Raw genomic sequence first — 20614 nt, forward strand, 5'->3', positions numbered from 1 at the left:
CATCATGAATCTGACTATCATCGGCAGCGGTTACGTAGGTCTTGTCACCGGCGCCTGTCTCGCCGACATCGGGCACGACGTGTTCTGTCTCGACGTCGACCAGGCAAAGATCGACATCCTGAACAACGGCGGCGTGCCGATCCACGAGCCGGGCCTGAAGGAAGTCATCGCGCGCAACCGCTCGGCCGGCCGCCTGCGCTTCTCGACCGACGTCGAGGCGGCGGTCGCGCACGGCGACGTGCAGTTCATCGCGGTCGGCACGCCGCCCGACGAGGACGGCTCGGCCGATCTGCAGTACGTGCTCGCGGCGGCGCGCAACATCGGCCGCTACATGACAAGCTTCAAGGTGATCGTCGACAAGTCGACGGTGCCGGTCGGCACGGCCGAGCGCGTGCGCGCGGCGGTGGCCGAGGAGCTGGCGAAGCGCGGCGGCGACCAGATGTTCTCGGTCGTGTCGAATCCGGAATTCCTGAAGGAAGGCGCGGCGCTCGACGATTTCACGCGGCCGGACCGTATCGTGATCGGCTGTGACGACGACGTGCCGGGCGAGCGTGCCCGCGAGCTGATGAAGAAGCTCTACGCACCGTTCAACCGCAACCACGAACGCACGCTGTACATGGATGTGCGCTCGGCCGAGTTCACGAAATACGCGGCGAACGCGATGCTCGCGACGCGCATCTCGTTCATGAACGAGCTGGCGAATCTCGCCGACCGCTTCGGCGCGGACATCGAGGCCGTGCGCCGCGGGATCGGCTCCGATCCGCGCATCGGCTACCACTTCCTGTATGCCGGCTGCGGCTACGGCGGCTCGTGCTTCCCGAAGGACGTCGAGGCGCTGATCCGCACGGCCGACGAGCACGGCCAGTCGCTGCAGATCCTGAAGGCCGTGTCGTCGGTCAACGCGACGCAAAAGCGCGTGCTCGCCGACAAGATCGTCGCGCGCTTCGGCGAGGACCTGACGGGCCGCACGTTCGCGATCTGGGGCCTGGCGTTCAAGCCGAACACCGACGACATGCGCGAGGCGCCGAGCCGCGAGCTGATCGCCGAGCTGCTGTCGCGCGGCGCGCGCGTCGCGGCGTATGACCCGGTCGCGCAGCAGGAAGCGCACCGCGTGATCGCACTCGATCTCGCCGATCACCCGAGCTGGCTCGAGCGCCTGACTTTCGTCGACGACGAGGCGCAGGCCGCGCGCGACGCCGACGCGCTCGTGATCGTCACCGAATGGAAGATCTTCAAGAGCCCCGACTTCGTTGCGCTCGGCCGCCTGTGGAAGGCGCCGGTGATCTTCGACGGCCGCAACCTGTACGAGCCGGAGACGATGAGCGAGCAGGGCATCGAATACCACCCGATCGGCCGGCCGGGCTCGCGCCAGGCCGTCGCCGCCCGCGTGCCGGGCACTGCGCGCGCAAGCGCGTAACCCGTTTCCCGTCACTCGTTACGAGACACCATGTTCCGGAACATCCTGATCGTCTGCCACGCGAACGTCTGCCGCAGCCCGGCAGCGGAAATGCTGTTCAAGTCGCACGCCGCGTCGCGCGGCGGCCCGCGCCCGACGTTCCACTCGGCCGGCGTGCACGCGAATGACGGCGACGGCATCGATCCGGTGATGCGGCAACTGCTCGCCGAGCGGGGCGTCGATGCGACGACCCACCGGTCGCGGCGGCTGTCGCGCCGGATCGTGCGCGACGCCGACCTGATTCTCGTCAGCGAGCGCGGACAGATTGCGGCCGTCGAAAAGGTCGATCCGTTCGCGCGCGGCAAGGTCCACCTGCTCGGCAAGTGGGAAGGGGCCGAGATTGCCGACCCGCACGGCGGCCCCGAAGCCGATTACCGCGAGAGCTACTCACTGATCGAACGCCTGGTTCAAGGATGGCTACAGAAACTATGCTGAAACGCCCGATGCGCCCAATGCGTCCGGTGGCGCTTGCCGTTGCGCTGACGACTTTCCTGTCAGCCTGTGCAACCGCTCCCGGCAACTACCTCGATTCGTCGAACCTGAAGGACGAGGGCCGGCAGGAAGCGGCCGAAACCTATCCGGTTCATTACATCGACGCCAAAGTGGTGATGGACCAGCTGCAGAAAGCGCAGGTCGACCATCCGCTGCCGCCTGGGCGCTATAGCGATCCGTCGCAGTACACGTATCGCGTCGGCCCGCAGGACATCCTCGGCGTCACCGTGTGGGATCACCCCGAGCTGACGACGCCGCAGGGCCAGTCGTTCTCGAGCGGCGGCAACACGACGCAATCGGTCGCGGGCGCGCTGCAGCAGCCGTATACGACTGCGCTGCCGGGCCAGGCCGATCCGTACGGCCAGACGGTCGGCGCCGACGGCACGATCTTCTTCCCGTTCGTCGGCCGCGTGCGCGTGGCGGGCAAGACGGTCGCGCAGATCCGCGAGCAGATGGCGTCCAGCCTGTCGCGCTACGTGAAGAATCCGCAGCTCGACGTGCGCGTGCTGTCGTTCCGCAGCCAGAAGGTGCAGGTGACGGGCGAAGTGAAGCAGCCGGGCCCGCTCGCGATGAGCGACGTGCCGCTGACACTCGTCGACGCGATCTCGCGCTCGGGCGGCTCGACCAACGAGGCCGACCTGCAGCGCGTGCGCCTGACGCGCGACGGCAAGCTCTACACGCTCGACGCGAACGGCGTGCTCGATCGCGGCGAGGTCAACAAGAACGTGATGCTGCAGGCGGGCGACATCGTCAACGTGCCGGACCGCAGCGACAGCCGCGTGTTCATCATGGGCGAGGTCAAGACGCCGGTCACGGTGCCGATGCTCAAGGGCAGGCTGACCATCGCCGACGCGCTGACGGCGGGCGGCGGCATCCTCGACACCGACGCGAACCCGCGCAAGATCTACGTGATGCGCGGGATGCGCGACAACCCGACGAAGCCTGAAGTGTTCCGTCTCGACATGACGCAGCCCGACGCGCTGATGCTGTCGAGCCGCTTCCCGCTTCAACCGCTCGACGTCGTGTACGTCAGCACGGCCAGCTCGGTGCAGTTCAACCGTGTGCTGCAGCAGGTGCTGCCGACGATCCAGACGATCTTCTACATGCGGCAAATCACACGCTGATAGCCCGCCGGGGCGGCGCCTCCGCCCCGGCACCACTCAAGCGGGAACGAATGGTGAACACGCAAGCGAAACACTCCTACGCGGATCTGACCGCGAAAACCGAGGAAGAGGACGTCGTCCTCGGCCAGTTGCTCCAGGTGATCATGGACGACATCTGGCTGCTGCTCGGCATCGCGGTGACGGTCATCGCACTCGCCGGCCTCTACTGCTTCATCGCCAAGCCGGTCTACCAGGCGGATGTGCACGTGCGCGTCGAGGGCAACGACAACACGTCGCAGGCGCTCACCCAGACGCAGACGGGCGCGATGATCAACAGCGGCCCGCAGCAGGCGCCGACCGATGCGGAAATCGAGATCATCAAGAGCCGCGGCGTCGTCGCGCCGGTCGTCGAGCAGTTCAAGCTGAACTTCTCGGTCGTGCCGAAGACGCTGCCGGTGATCGGCAGTCTCTCCGCGCGCCTCGCGACGACGGGCGAGCCGGCGCGGCCGTGGCTCGGCCTGAAATCGTATGCGTGGGGCGGCGAAGTCGCCGACGTCGACACGATCAACGTCGATCCCGTGCTCGAAGGCAAGAAGCTGACGCTGACGGCCGGCCCCAACGACACCTACTCGCTGGTCGACGAGAACGGGAAACGGCTGCTGTCGGGCCGCGTCGGCGAATCGGCGCAGGGCGGCGGCGTGTCGCTGCTCGTGAAGCACCTCGTCGCGCGCCCCGGCACGCAGTTCACGGTGGTCCGCTACAACGATCTCGATGCGATCAGCGGGTTCCAGGCCGGCATCCAGGTGACCGAGCAGGGCAAGCAGACGGGTGTCGTGCAGATCTCGCTCGAAGGCAAGGACCCGGACCAGACCGCCGCGATCGCGAACGCGCTCGCGCAGTCGTACCTGAACCAGCACGTGGTCGCGAAGCAGGCCGAAGCGACCAAGATGCTCGACTTCCTGAAGGGCGAGGAACCGCGCCTGAAGGCCGACCTCGAACGCGCGGAAGCCGCGCTGACGCAGTACCAGCGCACGTCGGGCTCGATCAACGCGAGCGACGAGGCGAAGGTCTACCTTGAAGGCAGCGTGCAGTACGAACAGCAGATCGCCGCGCAGCGCCTGCAACTCGCGTCGCTCGCGCAGCGTTTCACCGATTCGCACCCGATGGTGATCGCCGCGAAGCAGCAGCTCGCGGAACTGCAGGGCGAGAAGGACAAGTTCAGCAACCGCTTCCGTAGCCTGCCGGCCACCGAAGTGAAGGCCGTCCAGCTCCAGCGCGACGCGAAGGTCGCCGAGGACATCTACGTGCTGCTGCTGAACCGCGTGCAGGAGCTGTCGGTGCAGAAGGCGGGCACGGGCGGCAACATCCACCTGATCGATTCGGCGCTGCGTCCGGGCGATCCGGTCAAGCCGAAGAAGGTGCTGATCCTGTCGGCAGCCGTGTTCCTGGGCCTGATTCTCGGCACGGGCGTCGTGTTCCTGCGCCGCAACATGTTCCAGGGCATCGAGGATCCGGACCGCATCGAGCGCGCGTTCAACCTGCCGCTGTACGGGCTGGTGCCGCAAAGCGCCGAGCAGGTGAAGCTCGACGCGGCGGCCGAGAAGGGCGGTGGCCGGGCACGGCCGATCCTCGCCAGCCTGCGTCCGAAGGATCTCAGCGTCGAGAGCCTGCGCAGCCTGCGCACCGCGATGCAGTTCGCGATGATGGATGCGAAGAACCGCGTGATCGTGCTGACGGGCCCGACGCCCGGCATCGGCAAAAGTTTCCTGACGGTCAACCTCGCGGTGCTGCTCGCCCATTCGGGCAAGCGCGTGCTGCTGATCGACGCCGACATGCGTCGCGGCCTGCTCGACCGCTACTTTGGCCTGACCGCGCAGCCGGGCTTGTCCGAGCTGCTGAGCGACCAGTCGGCGCTCGAGGATGCGGTGCGCGAAACGCCGGTGCAGGGCCTGTCGTTCATCGCGGCCGGCACGCGCCCGCCGAATCCGTCGGAACTGCTGATGTCGACGCGCCTGCCGCAATACCTCGAAGGGCTCGGCAAGCGCTACGACGTCGTGCTGATCGATTCGCCGCCGGTACTGGCGGTGACCGACGCGACCATCATCGGCCGCATGGCCGGCTCGGCGTTCCTCGTGCTGCGCTCGGGCATGCATACCGAAGGCGAGATCGCCGATGCGATCAAGCGCCTGCGCACCGCGGGCGTCGATCTGGAAGGCGGGATCTTCAACGGCGTGCCGCCGAAGGCGCGCGGCTACGGTCGCGGCTATGCGGCCGTGCACGAATACCTGAGCGCCTGATCCGCAACGCGCGTAACCGGGCGGGCAGCGCGTGCCGCCGGCCCGGCCGACTGGAGAACCATCGATGAAAATTTCCGTGCTCGTTCCGACCTACCGGCGTCCCGCCGACCTCGCGCGCTGCCTGTTGGCGCTGCAGCGGCAGCAGCGGCTGCCCGACGAGGTGATCGTCGTCGCGCGCCCGGAGGACGATGCCACGCATGAACGGCTCGCCGATCCGGCGGTCGGCGGCGCGCTGCCGCTGCGCATCGTGCCGGTCGACGTGACGGGGCAGGTCGCCGCACTGAACAAGGGGCTCGACTCGGTACACGGCGACGTCGTCGCGATCACCGACGACGATGCGGCGCCGCATCCCGACTGGCTCGCGCGCATCGAAGCCGCGTTCCTGTCCGACCCGCGTGTGGGCGCGGTCGGCGGCCGCGACTGGGTACACGAGAAGGGCCGCCTGCTCGACGAGTCGCGCGAGCTGGTCGGCCAGCTCACGCTGTCGGGCAAGATCATCGGCAATCATCACCTCGGTGTCGGCGGCGCGCGTGAAGTCGACACGCTGAAGGGCGCGAACATGAGCTACCGGCGCACGGCGATCGCCGGGCTGCACTTCGATACGCGGCTGCGCGGCGCGGGCGCACAGGCGCACAACGACACCGCGTTCAGCATGGAGGTGCAGCGTGCGGGCTGGAAGCTGCTGTACGACCCGGCGATCGCCGTCGATCATTTCCCGGCCGAGCGCTTCGACGACGACCGGCGCGATGCGGCATCGCTGAATGCGATCAGCAACGGCGCGTACAACCTGCAGCTGACGCTGCGCGAGCACCTGCCGCCGGTACGGCGCGAGATCGCGTGGTGGTGGTGGGCGCTGGTGGGCACGCGCGTCTACCCGGGCTTCGCGCACGTGCTGCTGTCGCTGCATACCGCACGGCGCGGCCGCGTGCTCGCGCACTGGCGCGCGGTGCGCCGCGGCGCGCGCGATGCGCGCCGCACGAACCTTGCCCCCCACCGTGCGGCGATGCCGCCGGTGACGTCTTGAACGGCTCGCGCGCATCGCGCACGGCCACGCCCGGAGGGCTCGAAATGAAACAATCCCCACGCTCACGCCGTTCGCATGGGGGGGCGCAGCCCCCCCGTCTCCGGAGGGCTTGTCCGTCCGACTGCCAGGCGGCCCGGCGGAGGCTGACATGACTGCAACGAACGTCCACGTCCACCTGTTTTACGGCGCCGATCCGCGTACCTACCGGAAAGGCGAGAACATCGGCTGCCTGTACGGCTATCACCATGCCGAATCCGACGAATTCCGGCTGACCTATTCGCAGGACGGCGGCGAGAACCGCGTCGCGAGCCTCGCGCGCCGTGCGTTGAAGGCGGCGCTCGGCTTCGATCTCGTGCATGCCTGGCGCAACCGCGCCGAACTGCTCAATACCGACGTGATCTGGACACACACGGAACAGGAGCACCTCGCCGCGTCGCTGATCCTGAAGCTCGCCGGCGCGCAAGGCAAGCGCCCGTTGCTGCTCGCGCAGAGCGTGTGGCTGTTCGACAAGTGGGGCAGCTTCGGCGGCCCGCGCCGCTGGCTGTACCGCAAGCTGCTCAAGCGCGCGGACGCGCTGACCACGCTCGCCCGCGACAACGCGGACCTGTGCCGCCGCTATCTCGGGCGCGAAGCCGAGTTCGTCTACTACGGGCTGAACACGCAGGATTTCCCGCCGACCGAGCCGCAGCAATGGAAGCCGAGCCGGCCGCTGCGGATCGCGGCGATCGGCAACGACCGCGATCGCGACTGGCGCACGTTCCTCGCCGCGTTCGGCGGCGACGAGCGTTACGACGTGCGGCTCGCGACGCGCCGCCGCGTGCCGCGCGAATGGCACGCGCCGAACGTGAAGATCGGTTCGGCGTCGGGGCTCGCGAAGCAGCACGAGCTGTATGCTTGGGCCGACGTGATCGTCGTGCCGCTGCGGCCGAATTTCCATGCGTCGGGCATCACCGTGATGCTCGAGGCGGCGGCCGTCGGCAAGCCGATGATCGTGTCCGACGTGGGCGGGCTCAGCGACTACTTCCCGCACGATACGGCCGCCTATGTGCCGGCGTTCGATGCGCAGGCGATGCGCCAGGCGGCCGACCGCTTCGTCGCCGATCCGGTTGCGGCGCTCGATTGTGCGCGGGCGGCTGCCGCGTGCCTGCGCGAACGCGACCTGACCACCCGGGCGTTCGCCGAGCAGCACGTGCGGATCACGCGCGACATGCTGCGCCGGCGCCGTACGCCGGCCGCGGCAGGCGTGACGATGCCGCTCGCGGATTCGCGTCCGTCGTCGCGTTGAGAGCGGATCGATGAGTACGATTACCGCCGAACGCGCCCCGTCGCGCAACCGCCGCTGGTTCGCCGAGCCGAAGCACTGGGCCGGGCAGGCCGGATTGTGGACGTTTACCGCAGCGCTGATCGCCATCCACCAGGGCAAGGTACTGACGCTCGCGTTTCCGGTGCTGGCCATCGCGGTCGGCATCTGGCTGTATTTCAAGAGCCCGGCGCGCTATGTCGGCTTCATGTGGTGGGTGTGGTTCCTGAGCCCGGAGGTGCGGCGTCTCGCCGACTGGTCGAAGGGCGCGTTCACGCCGACGAGCCTGATCCAGGTCGCGCCGCTCGCGGTGACGATGATCGCGGGCCTGGGGCTGCTCAGGCATTACCGCGCGCTCGCGCAGCGGCGCGGGATACCCGTGCTGCTGATGCTGTTCGGGCTCGCGTACGCCTATCTCGTCGGAATCGTGTCGAGCGGCGTGATGGCCGCGACCTACGACCTCGCGAACTGGGTGTACCCGGTGCTGATCGGCTTTCACATCATGGTCAACTCGCGCGACTATCCCGAGTACCGCGACGTGCTGCTGTCCACGTTCATGTGGGGCATGCTCGTGATGGGCGTGTACGGCGTCGTGCAGTACTTCGTGATGCCGCAGTGGGACGTGCTGTGGATGATCGGGTCGGACATGGGTTCGCAGGGCGAGCCGGTGCCGTACGGCGTGCGGGTATTCAGCACGATGAACTCGTCGGGGCCGTTCGCGTTCGCGATCATGGGCGCGCTGGTGTTCGTGTTCGCGGCGCCGCAGAAGATCCGCTGGTTCGCCGGGGCGGCCGGCTTCGTGTCGTTCGCGCTGTGTCTCGTGCGCTCGACGTGGGGCGGCTGGGTGATCGCGCTCGCGATCCAGCTGGCTCAGTCGAACAACCGCGTGCGGATGCGGATCCTCATCAGCGGCATCGTGCTGGTCGGGCTCTGCGTGCCGCTGCTGACCGTCGGGCCGGTGGCCGACCGTCTGGGCGCGCGTCTGCAGTCGATCACGAACCTGAAGGACGACCGGAGCTACGACGATCGCAACAAGTTCTACGCGACCTTCGCGCAGACCGCGTTCACCGACGTCGCCGGCGAAGGGATGGGCGCGACGGGGGCGTCGACGAAGCTGTCGAGCGACAGCGGCGAGCTCGGCAAGTACGGCAGCTTCGACAGCGGCGTGATGAACGTGCCGTTCGTGCTCGGCTGGCCCGGCACGCTGCTGTATCTCGCCGGCGTCGTGATGCTGTTCGGCCGCGCGCTGCGCGCGGCTTTCAAGCTGCGCAAGGACAAGTTCGTCGCCGCGTGCCTGAGCCTGTGCCTGTCGACCCTCGCGATGCTCGTGTTCACGAACTCGCTGATCGGCACGGGCGGCCTGCTGATGTTCACAGCCATTTTTTCGATACTTGCCGCGGCGCACTGGCAGAAGGCACAACGCCTGCTGGCCGCCGCGCGTTCACGGGGAGGCGACCATTGAGAATCGCGATCGTCACGCATGTCGTGCGACATAACGACGGGCAGGGCCGCGTCAATTACGAAATCGCGCGCGCGGCGCTGGCCGAGAACTACGAGGTCACGCTGGTCGCGTCGCATGTCGCGCCGGAGCTGCTGGCCGACCCGCGCGTGCGCTGGGTGCCGGTGAAGGTCGGCGGCTTCTGGCCGTCGAATCTCGTCAAGCAGCAGGTGTTCGCGCTGAAGAGCGCGGCCTGGCTGCGCGCGCATCGCAGCGAATACGACGTGCTGCACGTGAACGGCTTCATTTCATGGATCAAGGCCGACGTGAATACCGCGCACTTCGTGCACGGCGGCTGGTTCAAGAGTCCGTACTATCCGTTCGGCCCCACGAAGGGGATGTGGTCGGCTTACCAGTATGTCTATACGCGCGTGAACACCGTGCTCGAGCGCTGGGCCTACCGGCGCTCGCGCGCGATTACCGCGGTGTCGCAGAAGGTGGCCGACGAGATCGCCGGGCTCGGGATCGACAGCCGCAAGATCAGCGTGATCTACAACGGCGTCGACGGCAGTGCGTTCGCGGGCGCGCAGGCCGATCGCGCGGCGTTCAAGCTGCCGGACGACGCGTTCCTGCTGCTGTTCGTCGGCGACCTGCGCACGCCGCGCAAGAACCTCGGCACCGTGCTGAAGGCGCTGACGAAGCTGCCGGCGAACGTGCACCTGGCGGTGGCCGGCTATCTGCCCGGCAGCCCTTATCCGGAAGAGGCGCGTGCGCTCGGCATCGATTCGCGCGTGCATTTCCTCGGTCTCGTGAAAAACATGCCGACGCTGATGCGTTCGGTCGACGCGTATGTCTTTCCGTCGCGCTACGAAGCGATGAGCCTGTCGCTGCTGGAGGCGATGGCGGCCGGGCTGCCGGTCGTCACCGCGCGCACGGCGGGCGGCGCGGAAATCATCACGCGCGAATGCGGGATCGTGCTGGAGGACCCGGACGATCCGGCCGCGCTCGCGCAGGCGATCGGCTCGCTCGCGGCCTCGCGCGACACCTGCCGCGCGATGGGCGACGCGGCCCGCGAACTGATGACCCGTTTCGGCTGGGCGCACATGGGTGCCCAGTACGTCGCGCTCTACCGGCGCATCGGCCAACCCACGCAGCCGTCCGCCTTCGAGCGGGTCGAGCATGCAATCACGCAGGAGCAACCGTGATGTCTCAATCTTCCCGGCCGATCAAATCGTTGCAGATCGGCATGCACTGGTTCCCCGAACGCGCGGGCGGCCTCGACCGGATGTACTACTCGCTCGTCGGCGCGCTGCCGGGCGCGGGCGTCGAGGTGCGCGGGCTCGTTGCGGGCTCGCCGAAGGTCGCCGACGACACGGGCGGGGCGATCCAGGGCTTCGGTCCCGCATCGGAGCCGCTCGCGCGCCGGATGCTCGCCGCGCGGCGCGCGCTGCGCGAGGAAATCCGCAGCGAGCGGCCGGACGTGATTTCGTCGCACTTCGCGCTGTACACGTTCCCGGGGCTCGACGTGACGCGCGGGATTCCGCAGGTGTCGCACTTCCAGGGGCCGTGGGCCGACGAAAGCCAGGTCGAGGGCGCCGCATCGCTCGGGCAGCGCGCGAAGCGCTACCTCGAACAGGCCGTCTATACGCGCTCGTCGCGGCTGATCGTGCTGTCGCAGGCATTCGGCCAGATCCTGACGAACCGCTACGGGATCGATCCGTCGCGCGTACGCGTCATTCCCGGCTGTGTCGATACCGCGCAGTTCGACACGCCGCTCACGCCCGCCGAGGCGCGGCACAAGCTGCAGCTGCCGCAGGACCGGCCGATCGTGCTGGCCGTGCGCCGGCTCGTGCGGCGCATGGGGCTGGAGGACCTGATCGATGCGATCGGCCTCGTCCAGCACCGTCACCCGGACGTGCTGCTGCTGATCGCCGGCAAGGGCAAGATCGGCGAGGAGCTGCAGCAGCGCATCGACGATGCCGGGCTCCAGGACAACGTGAAGCTGCTCGGCTTCGTGCCCGACCATCATCTCGCGGCGCTGTACCGCGCGGCGACGATCAGCGTCGTGCCGACGGTCGCGCTCGAAGGCTTCGGGTTGATCACCGTCGAATCGCTCGCGTCCGGCACGCCCGTGCTGGTCACGCCGGTCGGCGGGTTGCCGGAGGCGGTTGCCGGGCTGTCCGACGATCTCGTGCTGCCGTCGACGGGCGCGGATGCGATTGCCGACGGGCTCGGCGGCGCGCTGTCGGGCGCGATCGCGCTGCCCGACGAAGCCGCGTGCAAGCGGTATGCGCGCGATCATTTCGACAACGCGGTGATCGCGCGACGCGTCGCCGGCGTGTACGAAGAGGCGATCCAGGCGGCAGGCTGAGCGTCCGCGGCGCGTCCCTGGCGCGCCGAACCCGAAAGCCGGGCCGGCGCATGTTCGCGACCGGTTCGCGCGCCGGCCGCCCGACGAGGGCGGGCCGGCTTTTCCCGGTTGATCCACACCGATCCACACGGCCGGCGCGCGTCACGCGCGCCGGAGCGTCACGGCCCATGCGCCGAACGCGGCCACGCTCACGACCGCGCCGAGCACGCAGACCCCCGTCCATCCGGCGCGTGCATACATCATCGTCGAGGCAATCGCGCCGAGCCCGCTGCCGACCGAGTAGAACAGCATGTAGCAGCCGACGAGGCGTGCATGCGCATCGGGCCGCGCGCCGAGAATCATGCTCTGGTTGACGACATGGACGGCTTGCCCGCCGACGTCCAGCAGCACGATGCCGACGATCAGCAGCGCAATCGACGTATTGCCGAACGCGAGCGGCAGCCACGAGCACGCGAGCAGCGCGAGTGCGGCGCCGGTCGTCGCTTCGCCGCGCCCGCGATCCGCGAGCCGGCCCGCGCGGGCCGCCGCCGCCGCACCCAGCGCGCCGACGAGGCCGAATGCGCCGATTTGCGTATGCGACATCGCGTGCGGCGGCGCGCTCAATGGCAGCACGAGCGCACTCCAGAAGATGCTGAACGCCGCGAACATCAGCAGCGCGATCGCACCGCGCACGTGCAGCACGCGTTCATGTCGCAGCAGCGACACCATCGAGCGCAGCAGCGCGACGTACCCGATGTGTTCGCGCGGCGCGTGTGTGTCGGGCAGCAGCCGCGACAACACCACGAGCATCGCGATCGCGAGCACGCCCGACACCAGGTAGACCGCACGCCAGCCCGCGATGTCGGTGACGATACCCGCCAGCGAGCGCGCGGCCAGCAGCCCGACCACGACACCGCCTTGCGCGGCGCCCACCACGCGCCCGCGTTCGCCTGCGCCAGCGAGGGCCGCCGAGCACGCGATCAGCCCTTGTGTCATAGCGGTACCGAGCAGGCCGACCGCCACCATCCCCGCTAGCAGCGCAATGCGCGTCGACGACGCGGCCACGCCGATGCAGGCTGCCGTCAGCAGCAGAAGCTGCACGGCGATCAGGCGCTTGCGGTTCAGCAGGTCGCCGAGCGGCACGACGAACAGCAGCGCGAGCGCGCAGCCGAGTTGCGTCGCGGTGATGACGCCGCCGACGGCCGCCTGCGACACGCCGAAATCGCGCGCGATCGAATCGAGCAGCGGCTGCGCGTAGTACACGTTCGCGACGCTCGCCGCGCAGCAGGCGGCCAGCAATGCGACGCGTGCCGAAGACAGGCGGCCGTCTTCGGCCGGATGCGTTGCATGTGTCGGCCCGTTCGAAGCAACGGTGCCGGATTGACAGGAAGACGCCATGGGTTTCCTCACGCAAAGTAGTTGCAAAATGAAACTGGTGTGGAGTGTAGGAAAAGTAGTTTTAAAATGCAACCTGTTGTGCGGCGGGCGGCGGCTCGCGCACGGATGGCCGGCGCTGCCGCAAAGGCGGCCGGCACGATTGCGGAGAGGAACATGGCCAGGCAGAAAAGTCTTGCGGATTCGCCGTGCCCGGTGGCGCGGGCGACCGATATCGTCGGCGATCGCTGGGCGTTGCTGATCGTGCGCGATGCGTTCGACGGCGTGCGCCGCTTCGGCGATTTCCGCGCGAGCCTCGGCGTGGCGAGCAACATCCTGTCCGACCGGCTGAAGATGCTGGTGGACGCCGGCGTGTTCGACGTCGTGCCGGCGTCGGACGGCACCGCGTATCAGGAGTACGCGCTGACGAAAAAGGGCGAGGGGCTGTTTCCGGTCATCGTGATGCTGCGGCAGTGGGGCGAAGCGAACCTGTTCGCGCGCGGCGAGCCGCATTCGGTGCTGGTCGATCGCAGCACGGGGCGCGCGATCCGCAAGCTTGCGCTGCGGCACGACGATGGTCGGCCTTTGAAGGCGGCCGAGACGGTCGTGAAGAAGATCGGCGCTGAAGCGGCGGTGGCGCGGCAGTGAGCGCGATGCGTGGCGGCCGGTCGGTCGGCTAGACTGTCGCGATCGTCGTCGACCGGAGTTGCTTCGCCATGACCCATCCGCTGGATTCCGCCGGTTATCGGCGGTTGCTCGACCTGCAGCGCCGTATTCACGACGCTTGCGAGCGAGAAGGCGCCGAGGACGGGCACGACCATTCGGATCCGGCGGAGCCGCTGTGGCCGACCGATTCCAACCATGTCGACGTCGCGCCGATGCGGGCCGGGCTGCATGTCCGGTATTTCGGCGAAGCGTGGGGCGAGCCGCTCGACCGGGTGCTGGCATGCCTGGCGGAACGGGAGGTCGCGAGCCTCGTGACCGATCTGGCGTTCAGCGGCCCCGACGAGGGGGCGAACGGCACGCGCGAATGGGATTTCGGTCCGCTGCTCGATTCGGATGCGCACTTTCCGATGCTGCGCTCGCTCTATGTGCGGCCCACCGAACCGGCCGATCACAACCTGTCGATGATCGTACGCCGCGGCCTCATCATGCAGGAGGGCGGCGAGATTGCCCGTTTCGTTGCGAAGGCGCCGTTCCTTGCCGAGCTGACGGTGCCGAATGCGCCCGATGCGCGCTTCTTCGACGTGCCGTTGCCGCACCTGGGCCGGCTGCGCATCGGTGGTAGCAGCGACACCCAGCAGTTCATCGACCGTCTTGCCGGCAGCGACAACCTGTCGTCGCTCGGCTGCCTCGACTTCTCCGAATCGACGGAACTGCATGCGGCGTGGAAGCACGAGCGCGGCGCCGGCAGCGTGACGTCGTTCGACGCTTACGAGCGTTTGCTGAGGAGCCCGGCCGGCCAGCGGCTCCATACGCTGCATCTGCGCAATACCTGTCTCGATCTCGAGGCGCTCGAAGCGCTGCAGGCGCTGCATCCGCGGCTGCAGTTCATGGTGATCCAGGCCAGCGGCGGCGGGTACGTGAGCCACTTCAAGCGCAACGTCTTTCCGTGGCGTCACCTGATCCAGCCCGATCCGGGCGACGCGTGACCGCCGGTGCTCATTCGGTCGCCGGCATCGCCCGATGCGCGCCCGAGGCGCCGCGATGCGCATCGGGCCGCACGCGTGTCGCGAGCAGCGCGGCGGCGACCAGCAGCGCGACCGACACGGCCGTTTCGATCCGTAGCCCGCTGACGACCTGCGATGCACCGCCACCGCCGGCAAGCGCGCCGAACGCCGCGACGCCCATCGCGCCGCCGGCCTGCCGCGCGGTATTCAGCACGGCCGACGCGATGCCGGCCCGTTCGGGCGCGACCGATGCGAGTACGGCGGTCGTCATCGCCGGCACCGCGAACCCCATGCCCGTCGGAATCAGCAGGAACGGCACGAGCAGCGTGGCAAGCGGTGTCGATGCGTCGACGAAATGCAGCGACCCGTAGCCGAGCGCGGCAACGAGCGCGCCCGCCAGCATCGGCGCGCGCGGGCCGTGACGCGCGACGACGCGCCCGCTCGCGAGATTCGCCAGCAGGAAGCCGCCCGTGAGCGGCAGGAACGCGAGACCCGCCTGCAGCGCCGATTCGCCGCGTGCGCGCTGCAGGTAGAGCGCGAGCACGAATACGGTGCCGTAGTAGGTGAGGTTCACGCAGATCCCGAACAGCACGGCCGCGCTGAACGTGCGATGGCGGAACAGCGACAGCGGCAGCATCGGCGTGGCCGTGCGCGACTCGACCGCGACGAACGCGAGCGCGGCCAGGGCCGCCAGCACGAAACCGCCGGCCACGACCGGATGCGCGAAGCCGAGCGGCTGCCATTCGATGACCGCGCCGGTCAGCGCGGTCAGCATCGCGATCGCGATGAACTGGCCGCGCAGGTCGAGCGCACGGACCGGACGGGAAGGCACTGCCGGTTCGCGGCGCGCCGGCGCCCACGCGAACGCGGCCGCGAGCCCCGCCGCGCACAGCGGCAGGTTCACGAGGAAGATGCCGCGCCAGCCCCACGCGGCGATCAGCAGGCCGCCGACGACCGGGCCGGCCGCGATCGAGATCGACCCGGCGGCCGTCCACCAGCCGACTGCACGGGCGCGCAGGCGCGGGTCGTGCCGGCACGCGTCGTTGAGCAGCGCGAGCGAATTGGGCAGCATGGCCGCGGCGCCGACGCCCTGCAGCGCGCGGGCCGCGATCAGCATCGCGGGTGTGACGGCGGCGCCGCACGCAAGCGACGCGAGCGCGAACAGCACGAGGCCCGCGATGTACAGGCGGCGCGCGCCGAAGCGGTCGCCGAGCGCGCCGCCCGACAGCATCAGCACTGCGAACGCGAGCGTGTACGCATCGACGACCCACTGCAGGCCGGCGACCGGCAGGTGCAGGTCGGCCGCGAGATGCGCGAGCGCGATGTTGACGATCGTCACGTCGAGCTGCGTGACGACGAAACCGATGCTGACGGTTGCGACGACGCGTGCGAGCGTGGAAGGGAAAGCGGGGGAGGGGGTGGTCGTATCCATGCACCCATCGTAGGACGCGACGGACGGGCGATGTTTCAGCGGGACGTGAAGCGTCGATACCTGCGCCGACGCGGCTGCGTGTCCGGCGAGGCCGATGGGCTCAATGCCGTTCGCCGCGCCAGCGTCCGGGCGCGACGCCGAAGCGCTTCGTGAACGCATGCGTGAACGTGCTTTGGTCCGCGAAGCCGACCAGGCCGGCAATGTCGACGAGCGGGTGGCGGCCGTCGGCAAGCAGCACGACCGCCGCGTCGAGCCGCAGCCGCTGCAGGTAGCGATGGGGCGTTTCGCCGAACGCGTCGACGAACAGTTGATGAAACCGGCGCATCCCGTAGCCGCAATGCGCGGCAAGATCGGCGATACGCAGCGGCTCCGCGAGCCGCGCGCGCAGCCAGCGGTCGATGCGCGCGAAATCGAGGCCCGCCGCGGGCGCGGCGATGCCGGCGTCGTCGAGCAGCGCGTCGCACAGGCGCGCTGCGGCCTGCCACTGGAAACGGTGCGCGGCGGCCTGCCGTGCGTCGCCGGCCGGCGCATCGTGTTGCGCGGCCGCCGCCGCGACCTGCGCGACGAGCGACGTGAGCGCCGGGTCGATCGCCACGGCGCGCGCGCGGTCGAACAGCCGTTGCGGCACCGCGAGCGACGTGGCGGGCAGGTCGATCACGAGCTGGCGATTGTCGCCGAGGCCCGCATAGTCGTGGCGCGCGCCGGCCGGTATCAGCCAGGCCGCGTGCCGGTCGATGCGCTGGCCGATTCCGTCCACCGCCATCACCATCGCGCCATCGACGCCGAGCACGACCTGGTGGAAGTCGTGCACGTCCGACGCTTCGCGCGTGTCGTAGCGGCGCAGCGCGATGGCGGGGGAGGCGATGCGTGGCATCGGACGGAAACGGCCGGGTGCGACGTCAGACGTCGAGCAGTTCGACTTCGAACACGAGCGTCGCGTTCGGCGGGATCACGCCGCCTGCGCCGCGCGGGCCGTAGCCGAGTTGCGGCGGAATCGTCAGGCGACGCACGCCGCCGACTTTCATGCCCTGCACGCCTTCGTCCCAGCCCTTGATGACCATGCCGCCGCCGAGCACGAACGCGAACGGGTCATTGCGGTCCTTGCTCGAATCGAATTTCTGACCGTCGGTCAGCCAGCCCGTGTAGTGGACGCTGACGGTCTTGCCGGCTTGCGCTTCCGCGCCGGTGCCTTCGGTCAGGTCTTCGTATTTGAGGCCCGATTCGGTCGTGATGACAGACATGACTTCTCCTGAAAGAGGTTGCGTAAAACCGCTATTGTAGGCGAGCGCGCCGCGCGCCGTCGCAGGTGGCTTGCGGCTCGTCGCGCGCGTGCCGGAGCCGGCGGCGGGTTGCCGTGGCCGCGCTCGCCCGAAACGCCATTGGAACGCGCGTTTGAATTTTTCACGGGCGCCGCGATCGGGGTTGCACCGTTGCGGTGCGCCGCGCGTATGAATCGGCGCTACCGCTGCGATCCGCCGCCTGTCGACCGCCTGCGGCGGATTCCGTCAAACGCCCGCCGCACGAGGCTGTCGGGCCGGCAGCGGGGCGCGACGCCGGGCGCCGCACATCGTCCGCCAGCCCGCCTGCGCGTTCGAATCGCGCCCTGTCCGGGCGCCGTTCGAGCGCCGTTTTTTCCACCGTTTCGACCGTGCCCTGTTTGGAAGCGCGCATCTACCGCGCGGCTTGCATGCGCCGGCGCGGGCGGCCTATCTTTACATCTGTCGATGTCAAGATTTTGGCGGTGCGCGACGCGCCGCCCGGGCCCGCGCCGGCCGTGTCGGATGACGTGCCGGGCCGTCCGGAACCAGGAGAACCATGAACATGAAGTCAGCCGCTTCCGCCACCGCAGCCGGGATCATGCCGGTGCGCCGCGACCTGCGCTTCGACCTGCCGGTCGAACGCGCGAAGGACTGGCATGGACTCGGGTCGCATGTGACCCATTTCTTCAACGCGCTGTCGCTGCTGTTCCCGGCCGGCGAGCGTTTCTTCATGGATTCGGTGCGCAACTACCGCGACCGGATCGACGATCCCGTGCTGAAGCAGCAGGTGCTCGGCTTCATCGGCCAGGAGGCGATGCACACGCGCGAGCACATCGAATACAACGAGCTGATGCAGGCGAACCACCTGCCGGCGCGCAAGCTCGACAAGCGCGTGTGGGCGGTGCTCGGCTTCATGAAGCGCAAGCTGCCGCATTCGGTGCAGCTCGCGCATACGGTCGCGGCGGAACACTACACGGCGATGCTCGCCGACTGGCTGCTGCGCGACCCGACGCGCCTCGAAGGCTCGGTCGAAGGCTACCGGCAGATGTGGATCTGGCACGCGCTCGAGGAAACCGAGCACAAGGCCGTGTCGTTTGACGTGTGGAATACCGCGATGAAACCGGGGCTGCGCCGCTATTTGATCCGCATCGGCGTGTATCTGCTGACGACGCTGACGTTCTGGCCGACCGTGTTCCTGATGCACGCGACGCTGCTGTGGCGCGATCGCGGTGCCGGCCATCACGTGCGCGGCATGCTGCGGATGATCGCGTTCCTGTACGGGCCGCGCCGCGGGCTGTTCCCGCGCATCGCCGGCGAATGGCTGAGTTTTTTCCGGCCGGGCTTCCATCCGTGGGACCACGACAATCACCATCATCTGGCGCGAGTCGACGCGCTGGCCGCCACATACGGCGAACACGCCGGCACGCCGGCCGGCCGCGGCCGCGCGAACGCACCGGCGCCGCTCGCATCGGGCCGCTGACACGATCCGCCGCGCGATCATGCGCGGCGTTGCGCGGAGCATGTTGCGTTCCCGCATCAACCGGCTTCGTCTGACGATTGACGGAAATCAACCGGAATCGGTTGCGCGGGTGCTCGCCTGTCCGGCCGACCGGCTGCACACGTGCGCACCGGCACGCCGAATCTGCGTGCGTCACTTCATGCGCAAACGCTGCGCGCCAGCACCGGCGTGGCTTTGCGCGGCGGGCGCCTGCCCGCTCGGGTGTCAATCCGCCCCGCCACCGGGATAACACCCATCTAGCCGCCGGCCGAACGCATCGATATACCGTTCATGAAAGCGTCCAACTCTCGTGCGATTCGTGCGCGGGGGGATTTTATTCGGACGGAAATACGGCCAATATGTCGGTTCGATCGTGGTCCGTCGTATGCGGCGGCGAGCCGGCGCACGATACCAACGCCAAGCGGGGAACAACGATGGTTGCAAGGTCACCCGACGCAAACGGGCAGGCAGCGCCCGAGATGACGGATGTCTCCGTCACCGCACCCGAGGCCGGGCGCAAGCTGTTCGTGATCATGCGCACGCCCGACGAGCCGTTGCTGGCGCAACTGCGCGGGCTTGGCTGGGAGATTGCGGTTGCAAAGACGGCCGGCGCCGCGCAGAACATGACGTCCGGCGTGAACGTCGCAGCCGGGCTGGTCGATTTCACCGGGTTCACGTCGCGCGACTATCCCGCGCTGAAGGCGTGCCTGAGCCAGCCGGCGATCGGCTGGATTTCCATCGCGCAGGCCGGCATCACGATCGGCCCCGCCGTGCGCGAACTGATCCGCAGCTATTGCTTCGACTACGTGACGCTGCCGCTGCCGTACGAATGGATTTCGCACGTGCTCGGCCATGCGCGCGGGATGGCCGCGCTCGATCGCGTCGACGGTGCCGCGTATGCGGCGTCCATCGGCGAACACGGGATGATCGGCAACTGCGAGGCGATGCAGCAGCTGTTCAGCACGATCCGCAAAGTCGCGAAGACCGACGCGAGCGTGTTCATCTCGGGCGAGTCGGGCACCGGCAAGGAACTGACGGCGCTCGCGATCCACGAGCGCTCCGTCCGCGGCAAGGGACCGTTCGTCGCGATCAATTGCGGCGCGATTCCGCATCACCTGCTGCAGTCAGAACTGTTCGGCTATGAGCGCGGCGCGTTCACCGGCGCGAACCAGCGGCGCGCGGGCCGGATCGAATCGGCGAACGGCGGCACGCTGTTTCTCGACGAAATCGGCGACATGCCGGTCGAAAGCCAGGCGAGCCTGCTGCGCTTCCTGCAGGAGGGCAAGATCGAGCGGCTCGGCGGGCAGGAATCGATCGCGGTCGACGTGCGGATCATCTCGGCCACGCACGTCGATCTCGACGGCGCGGTCGAGGCCGCGCGCTTCCGTGCGGATCTCTATCACCGCCTGTGCGTGCTGCGCATCCACGAGCCGCCGCTACGCGCGCGCGGCAAGGACATCGACATCCTTGCGCACTATGTGCTGCAGAAGTTCAAGGCAGACAGCGGCCGCAAGATCAGCGGCTTCACGTCGGCCGCGCTCGATGCGATGCGGCGCTACGAGTGGCCCGGCAACGTGCGCGAGCTGATCAACCGCGTGCGGCGCGCGATCGTGATGGCCGAGAGCCGGCTGCTGACGCCGCACGATCTCGGGCTCGACACGCCCGGCGAAACCGAACCCGTGACGCTCGAACAGGCGAGGGCGCTTGCCGAACGCACCGCGATCGAAAACGCGCTGCTGCGCAACGACCACCGGATCAACAAGGCCGCCGCCGAACTCGGCATTTCACGCGTGACGCTCTACCGGATGATGATCGAGCACGGGCTGAACGACCACGACAACAACGGCGGGAACGGCGACAGCGGCGGGCACGACGGCGCGCCGTCCGGCGACGCCGGGCATCAGCGGGTCGGCTGAGCGGC

17 protein-coding genes are annotated in these 20614 nt (G+C 68.7%); 13 read left to right on the plus strand and 4 right to left on the minus strand.

Features of this window, described 5'->3' with window-relative positions; genetic code table 11:
• Window positions 1-4: 4 nt before the first annotated feature.
• The 9 genes from OHZ10_RS23175 to OHZ10_RS23215 all read left to right on the plus strand — a co-directional run bounded on the left by OHZ10_RS23175 (window position 5) and on the right by OHZ10_RS23215 (window position 11481).
• Window positions 5-1417: a UDP-glucose/GDP-mannose dehydrogenase family protein gene (locus OHZ10_RS23175; RefSeq protein ID WP_342705864.1), complete on the plus strand. Its 1413-nt coding sequence runs from the start codon at window positions 5-7 to the stop codon at window positions 1415-1417.
• Window positions 1418-1447: 30 nt separating this feature from the next.
• Window positions 1448-1891 carry a low molecular weight protein-tyrosine-phosphatase gene (locus OHZ10_RS23180; RefSeq protein ID WP_027791027.1) on the plus strand — a complete coding sequence of 148 codons (444 nt, stop codon included), beginning with the start codon at window positions 1448-1450 and terminating at the stop codon, window positions 1889-1891.
• Window positions 1870-3072, plus strand: a complete 1203-nt coding sequence (locus tag OHZ10_RS23185) for a polysaccharide biosynthesis/export family protein (RefSeq protein ID WP_404823493.1) — start codon at window positions 1870-1872, stop codon at window positions 3070-3072. The genes OHZ10_RS23180 and OHZ10_RS23185 overlap by 22 nt, the downstream gene beginning before the upstream one ends.
• Before the next feature lie 50 nt (window positions 3073-3122).
• Window positions 3123-5348: a polysaccharide biosynthesis tyrosine autokinase gene (locus OHZ10_RS23190; protein ID WP_342705865.1), complete on the plus strand. Its 2226-nt coding sequence runs from the start codon at window positions 3123-3125 to the stop codon at window positions 5346-5348.
• Between the two features lie 64 nt (window positions 5349-5412).
• Window positions 5413-6372 (plus strand): glycosyltransferase family 2 protein, encoded by a 960-nt coding sequence (locus OHZ10_RS23195; RefSeq protein WP_059237357.1) that lies wholly within the window; start codon window positions 5413-5415, stop codon window positions 6370-6372.
• Between the two features lie 148 nt (window positions 6373-6520).
• Window positions 6521-7657 (plus strand): glycosyltransferase family 4 protein, encoded by a 1137-nt coding sequence (locus OHZ10_RS23200; RefSeq protein ID WP_059237356.1) that lies wholly within the window; start codon window positions 6521-6523, stop codon window positions 7655-7657.
• A 10-nt stretch (window positions 7658-7667) separates the two neighbouring features.
• On the plus strand, window positions 7668-9134 hold the full coding sequence (locus OHZ10_RS23205; RefSeq protein WP_059237355.1) for an O-antigen ligase family protein: 1467 nt from the start codon (window positions 7668-7670) through the stop codon (window positions 9132-9134).
• Complete coding sequence (locus OHZ10_RS23210) at window positions 9131-10315, plus strand: glycosyltransferase family 4 protein (RefSeq protein ID WP_342705866.1); 1185 nt, start codon at window positions 9131-9133, stop codon at window positions 10313-10315. The genes OHZ10_RS23205 and OHZ10_RS23210 overlap by 4 nt, the downstream gene beginning before the upstream one ends.
• On the plus strand, window positions 10315-11481 hold the full coding sequence (locus OHZ10_RS23215; protein WP_174993128.1) for a glycosyltransferase family 4 protein: 1167 nt from the start codon (window positions 10315-10317) through the stop codon (window positions 11479-11481). Before OHZ10_RS23210 ends, OHZ10_RS23215 begins: the two co-directional genes overlap by 1 nt.
• A gap of 141 nt (window positions 11482-11622) precedes the next feature.
• Here the strand turns inward: OHZ10_RS23215 and OHZ10_RS23220 are convergent, their stop codons facing one another.
• A complete protein-coding gene (locus tag OHZ10_RS23220; RefSeq protein ID WP_342705867.1) occupies window positions 11623-12858 on the minus strand; it encodes an MFS transporter in 1236 nt (411 codons plus the stop codon).
• A 153-nt stretch (window positions 12859-13011) separates the two neighbouring features.
• Here OHZ10_RS23220 and OHZ10_RS23225 point away from each other — a divergent pair, with 153 nt between their 5' ends.
• Entirely contained in the window at window positions 13012-13482 is a 471-nt protein-coding gene (locus tag OHZ10_RS23225) for a winged helix-turn-helix transcriptional regulator (RefSeq protein ID WP_256087314.1), read from the plus strand.
• 68 nt (window positions 13483-13550) lie between these two features.
• Entirely contained in the window at window positions 13551-14486 is a 936-nt protein-coding gene (locus tag OHZ10_RS23230) for a hypothetical protein (protein ID WP_342705868.1), read from the plus strand.
• A gap of 10 nt (window positions 14487-14496) precedes the next feature.
• Here the strand turns inward: OHZ10_RS23230 and OHZ10_RS23235 are convergent, their stop codons facing one another.
• From OHZ10_RS23235 to OHZ10_RS23245, 3 genes are all read right to left on the minus strand, one after another.
• Complete coding sequence (locus tag OHZ10_RS23235; protein ID WP_342705869.1) at window positions 14497-15936, minus strand: MFS transporter; 1440 nt, start codon at window positions 15934-15936, stop codon at window positions 14497-14499.
• A 100-nt stretch (window positions 15937-16036) separates the two neighbouring features.
• On the minus strand, window positions 16037-16810 hold the full coding sequence (locus OHZ10_RS23240) for an AraC family transcriptional regulator (RefSeq protein ID WP_256086633.1): 774 nt from the start codon (window positions 16808-16810) through the stop codon (window positions 16037-16039).
• Window positions 16811-16835: 25 nt separating this feature from the next.
• A complete protein-coding gene (locus OHZ10_RS23245) occupies window positions 16836-17177 on the minus strand; it encodes an FKBP-type peptidyl-prolyl cis-trans isomerase (RefSeq protein WP_006479474.1) in 342 nt (113 codons plus the stop codon).
• Window positions 17178-17757: 580 nt separating this feature from the next.
• On the opposite strand from OHZ10_RS23245, the gene OHZ10_RS23250 reads away from it, so the two are divergent.
• Both OHZ10_RS23250 and OHZ10_RS23255 read left to right on the plus strand, forming a co-directional pair.
• A complete protein-coding gene (locus OHZ10_RS23250; RefSeq protein ID WP_342705983.1) occupies window positions 17758-18675 on the plus strand; it encodes a metal-dependent hydrolase in 918 nt (305 codons plus the stop codon).
• Between the two features lie 452 nt (window positions 18676-19127).
• Complete coding sequence (locus tag OHZ10_RS23255; RefSeq protein ID WP_059237347.1) at window positions 19128-20609, plus strand: sigma-54 dependent transcriptional regulator; 1482 nt, start codon at window positions 19128-19130, stop codon at window positions 20607-20609.
• The last annotated feature ends 5 nt before the right edge of the window (window positions 20610-20614 follow it).

The organism is Burkholderia arboris, assembly GCF_038723655.1.
Taxonomy (GTDB): Bacteria; Pseudomonadota; Gammaproteobacteria; order Burkholderiales; family Burkholderiaceae; genus Burkholderia; species Burkholderia arboris.